We start from the raw sequence: 10,907 nt of genomic DNA on the forward strand, positions 1-10,907 counted from the left end.
GGCGAACAGGTAGGCAAGCCGCAAGACTTCCCGAACGCGGGCAGGTCCAGCCGACCAGAAGTGGCGCGGCTTGTGGATGATGTTGGTCATGACTGCTCTCCCTGGCCCAGGGCGGCGTCAATGGCGTCGCGAACCGTTGCGAACTGACCATCCAGCGTCCACCTGTTACCTTCGTGAAAGCTGGTCCCGTAGGCTTCTCGCTCTTGGTCCAATCGATCCAGACGAGTAGAGTCCTTGCGCAGCCCCTCCACCTCAGCCTTCAGCTCAGCATTCACCCGCTCGTAGGCTTCGTAGCCGGTCTTGAGGCCGGCGACTTCGGCCTTGAGTTGAACGACCATTGCCATGTGTTCACGCACCAAATCCTGTGCGGCTGCTACGCGGTCCCATTCAGGGTTGAATCTCGCCAATCCGGCATAGTCGGCACGCAGCCGCTCGTTATCGGCCTTGAGTTGGTCGCGCTCGACCCGGAACGAATCACTGAGCGCCTTGTTCAGGATATTCAGCCTGTCCCAGCAGTCAGCGGTTTTGGCCAACTGCTCGTTTTCAGCCCTGAGTTTGTCGATGTTCGCTTCCTGCCTACGGATGCGTGATGCCGAAGCGAGAAGAACGATGACAAATGGATCGTCTTCTCCATCGTCAGCGTTTTCCTGAATCGCCTGAGCGTTATCGACCAACTCTTTGATCAGGTCTTCCGCCAGCCAGTCATGCGGACCTTTCAGCGACTCGTTCTCGGCGATCAGGGCCAGGACGCCATCAGCAAGAGCCTTGTGGTTTTCGTCGCCGCAGAAACGGCGGTCCGTCAGCACGCGATCAACCAGGCGCTTCAGTTCGGTGTAGTCGGTCATGTCCGCTGCTCCGCTGCTTCTGCCATCAATGCCATGCGCTCCGACCTGCGAGCCTGGAGCCACGCCTCGGACGTGCGATCTTTCTCACTGCCCTTGTCGACCCACTCCCACACCGGGCGGCCGTTGCTGACCATGTAGGCCCGGTACATTTTGCTGTACTGCTGCTGGCGGATTTGCTGGACCCCACGACCTTTCAGGAAGCGCTCGTCACCGGCCTGGGGCTTTGGCTTGGCCTGTGTAGTGCTGTATCGAATGCTGGTAACGGTCATGCTCGTGACTCCAATTCCTGGGCCTGCTTGATCAGCAGCGCGCGGCGGTCTGCCAATTCGTTGGCGGCTTCAATCCGTAGTTCGAGCTTTCGCTCTTCGCTGGCCTTGCGCATTTCCAGCATCGAGGACTTCACCAGTTGGAGCTTTTCACGCAGTACCGGAGTTGGCTGGGTGACGGTGCCGGTGAGCAGCCCAGCAATGGCGCGGCCATCCTCAGTGACGGGAACGACGCTCAGGTCTGCGAGGTACTTCTGGGCGCGCTCGCGCGGAATGCGCTTGAGCTCCATGGCCTTGGTGACGGCTTGAATGCGGCGGCTGGCGTCAAAGCCCACAGAGACGTGCCAGTTGACAGGCTTGGCATCCTCTCGGGATTGGGCGACAAACCGCTCGTAGGCGCTGATGAAGGCCATACGGGCGCCGATCTTGTCCCCGGCGTCGAGTACAGGCTTGGCTGCGGCCAGGGCCAGCTGGATTTCGTCGGTCAGCACCACTGTCTCGAACTCATCGTTCGTGGTCATGGCGATAGCCCAAGCTTCATCCTTGCCCGGACGGCCATCCTCGGCCTGAATGCGCTGCATGATCGCGCCGAGGGTGAACTTGCCTGTCAGCTCGCGACGGCAAGATTGCAGCGCCTTGCGTATGTCCTGCGGCGGGAATACGGACAAGTCTTCGGCCATCAGCTTGGCAGCGGTAGCGCTGATGGTCTGCCCCAACGTCTCGGCGGTGGCGCAAATGCCAGCGGCCAATTCAGCAAGGTTTTCAGAGGAAAGCATTACGTTTCTCCCCGTCGAGAATGAGCCGGGCGGCTTCCTGCGCGGCGTTCATGTTGGCTTGTGTGTCTTCAATCTGGCGGGCGGTGCGGGAATTCATCTGGCGGCCGGTTGCCCACTGGGTGTGGTAAGCCTCGGCCTTGGCGATCAGGTTGCTCAGGCTGTGGCAGTCGTTGACGATGCGGGCGTCATTGATCGTGAGGTAGTACGCGGCCACGCTATGGGCAACGTCGACACCCAGGCGGTCAACAAGCTTGCCGAGGATTCCGCCGGCGGCTGCGTTCCACACCGGCCAGCACTGGTAGCGCTTGCGGTAGGCCATGGCGTAGTTCGCCCAGGCCTTGAAGGTTTTGCACGTCTGGTCTTTTGGCCCAGGCATGTCGGCTGGGATTTCGACACGGGGCGCTTCGGCACGATCAACCACCAGCACCAACACGCCGGACTGGGTCGGCTTGTCCGAGCCTTCCGGCAAGCTGTGATTGGTATCCTGATTGGTATCCTGATTGGTATCCTGATTACTGGTATCTTGATTTGTCGGAGATTTATCCGACCCTTGCTCGGATTTTTTTCCGACCTTGCTCGGAGATTTATCCGAGGTAGATCGGATATTTTTCCGACCCTTCGAGGCTGGCGTGGTCGGATATTTTTCCGACCCATCTTCTTTCTTATTCCACTCGGCGGCCTTTTTTGTAAGGCGGAAAAGCGTGATGTTCGCTGTGCTGGACAGGTCAATTAAACCGGCCTCCTCGAGCGCTTTGAGCATGCGGTAAGCGGTGTCCGGCTTGTCGGTCAGCAGAGGCAACTCTTCTACGATCTTCGCTTTGCTGAGCGCAAAGAAGATACCGTTCTCGGTCTTTACTGGAGTCGTCCAGCTTGGGCATGAGTAGACGAAAGCGAACAAGAGCGCTTGCTGGGAGTTCAGGCCCCACTCAAGCGACTTAACTTGGTTAATAGATAGCGTGAACTGCATGTCAGGCCTCCACCGCGCTAGCGATATCTGAGAGGCCTTGCAGCACTGGAAGAATCGCGGACAGCCGCGCTTGAATGGTGGCGTCAGCCTCGATCAGATCAGAAAGAAACTGACCTGCAAAACTAGGCACGCCAACCTCACTGCGCTCGACGTAGCGGCCTATAAGCTCCACCTGAGTGATCACGCTTAGGATGAGGTCGGATGCGCGAGCCTGCTCCTTAGACGGCGCCTTGGCAGCCTTGGAAGCCTGCTGAATCGACTTCTTGTCTCCAGCCGCAACAGATGCCTGCTGATCCTTCGGCAGCACCAGCAGAGCTAGGGCGCCAGATACAGAGGCACGCCCCTCATCCATCGCCTGGACAAGCTCGGGGGCCGCCTCGTTAGCTACGCGCTTAGCCTGTTCGTAGGTTTTGCCGTTGCCGAAACCAGCAGCCTTTGCTGCAATATCTCGGGTGTCACCCTTAGGAGCCGGAAAATTTTCCGGGTCTTCGGATCTCAGGTTTGCTCCATGGCGATCCCCTAGCTCGCGCTCGATGGCCTCGCCAATAGCAACGCGCTCGGACGGGGTAAAGTCCTTGCGGAATTCATTCTCGGCCAGTTCGCCCTGCAAGATTGAATCAAGGTGAACGGTGCGGACTGGAATCTTTTCCAAGCCAAGGGACAGGCAGGCGCGCAGGCGGCGCTCACCAAAAACGAGGCGATACCCGGAGTCGATGCCGATTGGCTGCAAGAGCCCAATCTCTGAAATGCTTGCGGCCAGGCTTTCAATGTCGCCGAAGTCCTTGCGGAATCGATTCGCGACCTTGATCAGGGATGCCTGGCACTGAATGATTTGATCGGCCATTTTTTGACAGGGGGCGGTTTCCCGTCCCCATCCTATTTAGATGAAGGTCGGGAAGGTGTCGTCGACTCGCATAACGTTGGTCGCGTGCTTGATAGGCTTGCCACGCAGCTCTGCGTTCCAGGTGCGAATCAGGGCGCCAATGACTTGGCTGCGGTGGATCGGGCGACGGTCAACAGATGCGGCAAAGCAGCGATTCCGCAGATACAGCAGGTTGTCGTTGACACCCTCAACGGCACCCACCATGAATCGCTCAAGGAATCGCTCAGCCAAGGGCTGGTTGCGCTGGCTTGCGTAGAAATAGAACATCGCCGCAATGGATCGCGGGACTGGAGATTGTCGAGGAAGGGTTTGACCGTATTCGGCGGCGGCAATCAGCAGCGGGTTGCGCTTCACGAATTCAAGAACATCGGTCTTCTCGGCTTTGCCGGGAAAGCCAAATTGCTCTTTCTCGTAATCAATCACCCACGTGGTGGCGGTCGCCAGCATCTTGCAGGTCTCGACGGGGAGGCCCAGCTGAACGAACAACACATCCGACTTCTGACGACCTTTGCCGCTGTCGAGTACGTCGAAAATGCTTTCGTCAAACCCCCGCATTACGACGCAAGTGACAGTGATGCCAGATTGAAGAATGGCATGTAGGCGGTGCTGGCCATCCAACAAGCTGCCCCCCTTTGAGAAGCGGATGGGGTCTCCGGTCATCTTCCAGCCGCCCTCCCGGATCGCTTTTTCAAGCTTCGAGACGTGCGCCATGCTTGCCGCCCGGTTCCCGGTGTTGCGCTCAAGCCAGACGCGGGCAATCTCGGGCGTCACCTGCTCGACGGTAATTGCTGGACCGTTTACGTTGATGGCGTTTTGGGTTAAATTGCTCATGTAGATTTTCCTTTTGTTACGCAATCAGCCAGGCCGCGAACCTGGCTTTTTTGCGCCCGCAATTTGCGGTTGGGGTTTTGCGCCACGTTTTGCTGAATTGAAAAACGTGGCGCGGTATAGGTGTCCGGCGCATCCGTGGTAGCTTTCTGCTTCCACACAAGAAGGCCTAGGAGGCCGGACATGACTGAAGTCATTAATCTGAACAACACCGCTGCAACCGCGGCGCTACAGGTCGTTATCGAATTGATTCGTGCTGGCGATCTAAAAACCAACGGGGCGGGAGTAATAACCGCGTCCATTGTTGAGGCGCACACGCAACTCACGGAGCACTTCAAGAGCGCAGCCGGGAAAGGTGCGGGCTCAGTGCCTCTCACTCGGTAGTCGCCGATTTAGATAGCTCTTCAAAAGCGGCCCTGACGGCCTTGGCGCTCTCGATTGCCACGGTCGTCAGATCATCAACGCCAGTGCTTGGAAGCACTTCAATCAATACGTCTCGCAGCGCTACAAGCTCTTCGAAATGCGGGTCACGCTTGCTCATGGTCTTTCTCCGGTTGTGAATTCAGGCTCTTGCCTTGTGCAATTCAATTACCGCCCCGATAGCCTCAAGGCTTGCCGACATGTACTTGGCGTGCAGGGCGCGGATCTTCTTGGCTTCGTTCGCGTCGATCTCGCCGTCTTCCAGGGCGGAAGCCACCATCTGGTCAAGCGCGCCGCGCTGTGCGGATGCAGTGAGCGAACGCTGGTACAGATCGACGTTATCCAACTCCCCCGCTTCCGGGATTTTCACGAACACACCGCCGTACATCGCGCAGATGTAGTCCGGCAGATGTTCGGTCTTGGTCTCGCATTCCAGTACATGGATCTCGATATCGCTCAGCGGCTTGCACCCGGCGGTTTCGTAGATTTGGTTCTCCAGGCGCTTGTCCTTGATGCCAAGGCGAGCAGCTGCGCAATCCATCCCACCAGGGAAAGCGTTGGACACGGCCGCCATTACTTGGCGACGGGTCTCTAGTACGGGCGTTTTCATGTCCTAGTTTTTCCTTGGGTCGGTTGCGGTCAGAATTGCTTCAATGGAACGGCGGACAGGGATGTCGCTTAGCTGGCGAGGCGTTGATTCTGCGAAGGAAATGCTCTCACCTCTTCTGCTGTACAAATCCCATTCGGGTGAGGGGTGACATAGATGTCACGGCCGATTCGAATGGCTTTACTGATGGCGCCCTGCGTCATCCCCAACAGAGCGGCAGCCTCGCTCTGCCCAAGCCAGCGGGCAAAATCAGTGATGTGAATTCGGTTCATGGGAGTGATCTCCGTGGTTCTTCATGCACGGATATTACCTATGGCATTTTTAAAAGTAAATGCCATTGGCATTTGTAGCTATATTACCGATGGGAATACGATTCAGGGATGAGCAAGAAACCCCTACCGCAAGACAAAAAGGATGAGTGCCTTCGGCTGAAGGCGCTGTTCAATAGAAAGAAAAATGAGCTTGGCCTGACCCAGGAGAAGCTGGCTCACGCCTTAGAAATCAATCAAAGCTCCGTCAGCCACTATCTGAATGGCGTTAACCCGCTCAATCCTTCGATTGCCGCCTCGTTCGCGAACATATTGAAGGTAGATGTTCGTGAGTTTAGTGAGCGCCTCGCCAAAGAGATTTCTCAAATGGCGTCGTCCATCGACCAGCGGCACGCCGGATCTGGCAACACCATCTCGTTGGATGGAGAAGAATCATCCAAATCTGATCGTGATTTTACGGGGGCTGGCGAAAGAGCAAGGGCCCTGGCTTTGGCCGCAAGCCCAAGGTCTAGATCGGCACTCGAGCGGATTGCCGAGGCCGCAGATTCTGGGCTGCTGAGCGAGCAAGATGTTCTGCTATTGGAGGCTATCGCCACTCGCCTCTCGATCAGGACCCCAACCAAAACAGAATCGCCTCATCAGCGTTTAAGGAAAAAGCTGACTCCAAATGATCCAGTTCCTGAATAGCGACTGCTTCGGTGGTCAATTGCGTGACCCAGTAAAAACGGGGCTAAACCCATTATTCCGCGCAAAAATTCGGGTTGGTGACGAATCTTTGCACTGCTACGTTAAGCCGATCCCCGATAAGGTTTGGGAAAGGCCGGGCACCTACGAGTTTGAGTCATCTGAAATCGTAAGCGAGGCTATCGGGTATGCGCTGGCCGGTATCGTTGGCCTCCCGGTGGCCAAGAATGCAGGGGTAATTGAGCTGGATCGCGATCAAATCCCTGAGAGAGTTCAGCGCGCGCTCGACTTTATTTCTCCCTCAGGCCCACAGAAAAGCTATTTGGCGTGGTTCTCGCAAGACACGACGTACCCCAATCTTGTGCAAAAGCACGTGGACGGTTTTCCTGATTTTATGAAGGAGCGCCGAGCAAAGAGACTTGTAACGCAGCTATCCAAGAACAAGTCTATCCCGGCAATTTTGTCTTTTGACGCATGGCTTCAAAACTCTGACAGGCACCTAGGAAACCTGCTATGGGCGTCTAGCGGTTCGTACACCCTGATAGATCACGGAAGGCTATTTGTATGGCCTGACTGGACTCCAGCCAAGCTGAGCGGGGCAAGGAAGTGCCCAAATAGGCTGATGGAAATAATCGATCTTTATGTCCCTCAGTGGAGCCAGAATCTACCCGTTCGAAGCGCTAGGCTGCTCGCGTACAATTCGTTCTCTGTAGCGTTTCGGGATGGTGGAGCAGAAAAAACAACGGAAATGCTATCGAGCTTTCTAGGCGACGAGGGGTCGGCCCAGGTGGTCGACTTCATTGCCGCGCGTCTGGATAATGACCGATACTCCAAGGAACTTGGAATGCTGGCAATATCATGAATATCTCCGAAAAGCTCAGAAGTCGCATAGGTGGCGCACCTCGCCAAGAGCTCGTGCGTGGCTCCTGGAGAAGCATAAGCATGTGCCTTGATCCTGATGCAGGGGAGTTCCTTAATGTGGGAGTTGCCTTCCAGCATGGCGTGCAAGTCGAGATTCGCATGCTCGACACCTTCCAGCGCCTGGCTTGCTTGTATGACGGCCGAATCGACCAAAACGATTTGGTGCATTACCTTCAAGACGTAGAGGCCACCCTGCTGAGTTATGGCGGTAATCTCCCTGACTTTATCGGACACGATGTTCGACTGGGAGAGGCCCTATTTGCATCTGGCGCCACGGCAGAAAGCGTCGTCGATGAGTTCTTCAATGACGTAGTGACCCTCGCCCGCCCAAAATTTGGAGCCAAGCGCGACCACTTCCGCTATCACTCCACACCTAAGCTTCGGGACGGCGTGCTGAGAATAATGGAAGAAAAAATGAGGCTGAAGGCATCCCGCATTATTCAGCAGGGAAGATTCAGCTTAAAAATGAAAGGGTCTGCGAACCGCATCGAAGTAGACGTCCCCCTGCTTAGCAGCGACGCCGCCGGCACAATTGTCTCGGCGTGGTACAAGAGCCCGCTGGTGGTTGAGCACAACATCCTGCAAGCAGCCTCGGACATTCTGCTCATCACGAGCAACTCAGATCGAAAAGGGTCTATTTCGGTACTTATGCCCAGTTCTGATAGCGGCATGTCCGCAGAGGAATTTCGGAAAGTCCACGACACGGCCTTTCGCCAGATGGATCGGGCCAGCAAGGCTGGTGTTGACGTCATCGAAGCAGTGTCGACTGACGCATTGGCCAACCAAACAATCGAATGGTGGGACGATAGAGCCGCATAACGCCTAAATCATCCATCAAATCAGCCCGCCTAGTGCGGGCTTTTTATTGCCATCGGCAAATATTATTACCAATGGCATTGACAGCAAATAATGCCATTGGTAATGTTCACCCATCGCAGCGACACACAGCCTCTGCGAAGGGCCTCACGGCCTGAACCGCTCTTTAACAGTCAGCGCAATACAGAAATACCAACAGACCGTATTGCCTCTACCGGCGACCGGCGATCAGACGGGTCAGATAGCCCGCCCACGACAGGAGAACCCTGTACGGCTGATCGAGAGCGAAACGCTCGAACCGCGCGAACGACCCGGCAAGCAATGCGCCCCGCGAATCCCAGCGGCAGAAGGGAGAGACACCGAATCGAATTAGCGGTCCCGATAGCCTCGGCTGGGAACGCCGGACCTCATGCACCCTGCCCCACTCAACTAGGGTATTCAGAGCTGTAGCGTGCATGTTGTAAGGACCTGTGATCCACGGCGAACAGATGCTGTTTGACGCCGTGAGGAGGAAGCTCGCCGCCCACCCACGAAGACGACCGGCCAGCCCTGCAATCAGCAGCGGGCAACGGGCCACACCGCTGACGCAACAAACCCGGCCTGACGCCAGTAGCGAGGCCGGGATTTCACCGATAGACCTTCGCAAGAGGGCCTAACGGGAAATCAACCCGGAGCAAGACCATGACCAGAACCGAATACGAAGACATTGAAGGCTACGCGGTGGCAGCAATCGTTGGCCTTCTCGCCAGCAAAGATGAGCGTCCAGCAGAAGCGATTTCCGCCCAGGCTTTCGGCCTGGCAAAGGCTTTTCAGGCGGAGAAGTTGAAGCAGCTCGGTGAAAAGCCGGGTTACGAAGGCTGAACAACCAGCGCCACGACAGCCTGTCGTTAACTGCCCGATCCTCTCTATGAGAGCGCATCGGGGTGTGATTTGGAGTTTGCCTCGGCGGATCAGGGGCGCCCTGCGTGCGGGGTGGTGTCGACTAGGTAGCGCTGCCGAAATCGACGTAATTCTTTTGGGTTCGAATCCCTACCAAATCACACCCCGATGCGAATCAACAGGTGGCCACTGCCTGCCCAGTGAGCGAACAACAGGAGATACCGTCATGAAGTAGATCAACGATTCACCTGCGTGGCGCAGTAAGCCTGAAGGCTGCGCCCTACACCCTAACAGGCAGCGGGAAGCAGGGCTGTCGATGTCACCGCGCATCATCCGAAAGGTAGGCCCACCCCAAATGAAGAAGAACACCGCAGGCGAGTCCGAGGGCATAGCTGGCCAGACTCGACACATCCCGGGAAGTGCCGGGCGCCTGCACCCTTCCCCACCTCTATTACGTCAGCACTCCTCCCCCGCGCCCATCGGCAACCAGCGGGAGGCATGAGTGTTGACGAATACAGGTGAACCAACAATCGGAGTTGACCATGAAACAGCAAACGAACCGTATCCGCATGGCGGACCAAATCTTCGACGCAGGCCTGCTCAGTGGCAATTTTCTCGGCGGCTTCAATTCCCGCATCCATGGCGTTGTGCGAAATGCAACGGCTGATGGCCCGGCGCGATTTGAGCGTGGTCAGGGCTGGGACAAAGCCGACGACATGATCCGAGCGGGCCAGATCTACTTCATCCACCCCTTCCCGCATGGCCAGTGCAAGCAGACCGGCTTCGTCTACGGCGGCACCTGGGCCTGCAACACCTGCCGCACTGACGGATTCCAGAAACCGTGGTGGGCCATCCGCGTGATGAAGGATGGCAGTGCGTGGTGCGTGGTAGGTGAAGGGTTTGAAGACCTGCAGTCGTCGGCCAATTACGCATTCGGCGATACCCGCGAAGAAGCGCTCAGCGCCTACGCCGAACTGATGAATCAGCCGGTAGCCGCCTAACCCCAAACACTGGAGGTCGCCATGCATAACTGTACTGAAACTCAAGCGGTGTGCCGAGGATGCGGCCTCAAGTTGCGCGGGGCGCCGTCATGGAAAGCCGTGCTTGCCTACCACCCAGAACCTGGCGGAATTGTCCATCGCTGCCACTACGGCGGCTGGGTCTGCTCCAGGCGTTGCGATATCCGCGCCTGTGTCGAGCTGGAAGGAACCATGCCTGGTTGCGATTCGGTGAACGGCTATCAGCGGTTGTCGCCTTACGCAAAAGAGAGCATTGAGCGCCACTGGCCGGAGGCAGCATGAACGCAGCATTGAAGATATGCCAGCAGCATTACGACGCTCAGTTGCCTCCAGAGGTCAGCGAGGCGAGCCCGGAACAGGAGTGGCTGGAACATTCGGCGGAACAGTTGGTGTGTGGCGTCGATATCAAGTGGAAGCGGCGCTTCGGTCGTCCGCAGGTGGTGACCTTTGACAGGTATTGCACCTACCTGCAAGGCATCCTGAATCAGCGCCAGATCGACATCCTAGACGAGCGCGATTCGTTTGCCCGCCTGTTCCTGTCATCGATCCTCGGCAGCCAGTCAGATTCACGCGGCCACGCTGCTGACTTGATCGGCCAGCAACACCCAATCGAAGCCGCTGAACGGATCGCCATGGACCTGCTCAGGCCCTACGCCGCCGACGCGGTGGCAGCAGAGCGGGAAGCGGCCGAGGACGACGTGGATGGTGACCTATGAGCGCGCACATC

17 protein-coding genes are annotated in these 10,907 nt (G+C 57.0%); 7 read left to right on the plus strand and 10 right to left on the minus strand.

The window, feature by feature from the left end; translation table 11 throughout:
- Positions 1-86: 86 nt before the first annotated feature.
- From ACP7CJ_RS28505 to ACP7CJ_RS28535, 7 genes are read right to left on the minus strand one after another with little or no spacing between them, the layout of a single operon-like run.
- Positions 87-845, minus strand: coding sequence for a hypothetical protein (locus ACP7CJ_RS28505; RefSeq protein ID WP_426103161.1), 759 nt, complete (start codon positions 843-845; stop codon positions 87-89).
- Positions 842-1,114, minus strand: a complete 273-nt coding sequence (locus tag ACP7CJ_RS28510; protein ID WP_426103163.1) for a hypothetical protein — start codon at positions 1,112-1,114, stop codon at positions 842-844. The genes ACP7CJ_RS28505 and ACP7CJ_RS28510 overlap by 4 nt, the downstream gene beginning before the upstream one ends.
- Positions 1,111-1,887 carry a hypothetical protein gene (locus tag ACP7CJ_RS28515; protein WP_426103165.1) on the minus strand — a complete coding sequence of 259 codons (777 nt, stop codon included), beginning with the start codon at positions 1,885-1,887 and terminating at the stop codon, positions 1,111-1,113. Before ACP7CJ_RS28515 ends, ACP7CJ_RS28510 begins: the two co-directional genes overlap by 4 nt.
- Positions 1,874-2,854: a phage replication protein gene (locus ACP7CJ_RS28520; protein ID WP_426103167.1), complete on the minus strand. Its 981-nt coding sequence runs from the start codon at positions 2,852-2,854 to the stop codon at positions 1,874-1,876. The genes ACP7CJ_RS28515 and ACP7CJ_RS28520 overlap by 14 nt, the downstream gene beginning before the upstream one ends.
- Position 2,855: 1 nt before the next feature.
- On the minus strand, positions 2,856-3,698 hold the full coding sequence (locus ACP7CJ_RS28525; protein ID WP_426103169.1) for a ParB/RepB/Spo0J family partition protein: 843 nt from the start codon (positions 3,696-3,698) through the stop codon (positions 2,856-2,858).
- A 36-nt stretch (positions 3,699-3,734) separates the two neighbouring features.
- The gene (locus tag ACP7CJ_RS28530) at positions 3,735-4,568 is read right to left on the minus strand and encodes a hypothetical protein (RefSeq protein ID WP_426103171.1); all 834 of its coding nucleotides are present in this window, start codon (positions 4,566-4,568) and stop codon (positions 3,735-3,737) included.
- Positions 4,565-4,750 (minus strand): hypothetical protein, encoded by a 186-nt coding sequence (locus ACP7CJ_RS28535; RefSeq protein WP_426103173.1) that lies wholly within the window; start codon positions 4,748-4,750, stop codon positions 4,565-4,567. The genes ACP7CJ_RS28530 and ACP7CJ_RS28535 overlap by 4 nt, the downstream gene beginning before the upstream one ends.
- Between ACP7CJ_RS28535 and ACP7CJ_RS28540 the strand changes: the two genes are divergently transcribed.
- Entirely contained in the window at positions 4,749-4,949 is a 201-nt protein-coding gene (locus ACP7CJ_RS28540; RefSeq protein WP_247404722.1) for a hypothetical protein, read from the plus strand. The genes ACP7CJ_RS28535 and ACP7CJ_RS28540 overlap by 2 nt on opposite strands.
- Here the strand turns inward: ACP7CJ_RS28540 and ACP7CJ_RS28545 are convergent.
- The 3 genes from ACP7CJ_RS28545 to ACP7CJ_RS28555 form a co-directional block, all read right to left on the minus strand.
- Entirely contained in the window at positions 4,939-5,106 is a 168-nt protein-coding gene (locus ACP7CJ_RS28545) for a hypothetical protein (protein ID WP_426103175.1), read from the minus strand. The genes ACP7CJ_RS28540 and ACP7CJ_RS28545 overlap by 11 nt on opposite strands.
- A 21-nt stretch (positions 5,107-5,127) precedes the next feature.
- The gene (locus tag ACP7CJ_RS28550; protein ID WP_426103177.1) at positions 5,128-5,595 is read right to left on the minus strand and encodes a YmfL family putative regulatory protein; all 468 of its coding nucleotides are present in this window, start codon (positions 5,593-5,595) and stop codon (positions 5,128-5,130) included.
- Between the two features lie 68 nt (positions 5,596-5,663).
- Positions 5,664-5,864 (minus strand): Cro/CI family transcriptional regulator, encoded by a 201-nt coding sequence (locus tag ACP7CJ_RS28555; RefSeq protein WP_032877429.1) that lies wholly within the window; start codon positions 5,862-5,864, stop codon positions 5,664-5,666.
- A 108-nt stretch (positions 5,865-5,972) separates the two neighbouring features.
- Between ACP7CJ_RS28555 and ACP7CJ_RS28560 the strand changes: the two genes are divergently transcribed.
- The 6 genes from ACP7CJ_RS28560 to ACP7CJ_RS28585 all read left to right on the plus strand — a co-directional run bounded on the left by ACP7CJ_RS28560 (position 5,973) and on the right by ACP7CJ_RS28585 (position 10,896).
- On the plus strand, positions 5,973-6,548 hold the full coding sequence (locus ACP7CJ_RS28560; RefSeq protein ID WP_426103179.1) for a helix-turn-helix domain-containing protein: 576 nt from the start codon (positions 5,973-5,975) through the stop codon (positions 6,546-6,548).
- On the plus strand, positions 6,529-7,407 hold the full coding sequence (locus ACP7CJ_RS28565; RefSeq protein WP_426103181.1) for a hypothetical protein: 879 nt from the start codon (positions 6,529-6,531) through the stop codon (positions 7,405-7,407). Before ACP7CJ_RS28560 ends, ACP7CJ_RS28565 begins: the two co-directional genes overlap by 20 nt.
- Positions 7,404-8,285 (plus strand): hypothetical protein, encoded by an 882-nt coding sequence (locus tag ACP7CJ_RS28570; RefSeq protein WP_032877431.1) that lies wholly within the window; start codon positions 7,404-7,406, stop codon positions 8,283-8,285. Before ACP7CJ_RS28565 ends, ACP7CJ_RS28570 begins: the two co-directional genes overlap by 4 nt.
- 678 nt (positions 8,286-8,963) lie before the next feature.
- Positions 8,964-9,143 (plus strand): hypothetical protein, encoded by a 180-nt coding sequence (locus ACP7CJ_RS28575; RefSeq protein WP_426103183.1) that lies wholly within the window; start codon positions 8,964-8,966, stop codon positions 9,141-9,143.
- A gap of 560 nt (positions 9,144-9,703) precedes the next feature.
- Positions 9,704-10,162: a hypothetical protein gene (locus ACP7CJ_RS28580; protein ID WP_426103185.1), complete on the plus strand. Its 459-nt coding sequence runs from the start codon at positions 9,704-9,706 to the stop codon at positions 10,160-10,162.
- Positions 10,163-10,458: 296 nt separating this feature from the next.
- The gene (locus tag ACP7CJ_RS28585) at positions 10,459-10,896 is read left to right on the plus strand and encodes a hypothetical protein (protein WP_426103187.1); all 438 of its coding nucleotides are present in this window, start codon (positions 10,459-10,461) and stop codon (positions 10,894-10,896) included.
- Positions 10,897-10,907: the final 11 nt, after the last annotated feature.

Source organism: Pseudomonas sp. PSPC3-2 (genome assembly GCF_049897085.1).
GTDB classification, from domain to species: domain Bacteria; phylum Pseudomonadota; class Gammaproteobacteria; order Pseudomonadales; family Pseudomonadaceae; genus Aquipseudomonas; species Aquipseudomonas paraveronii.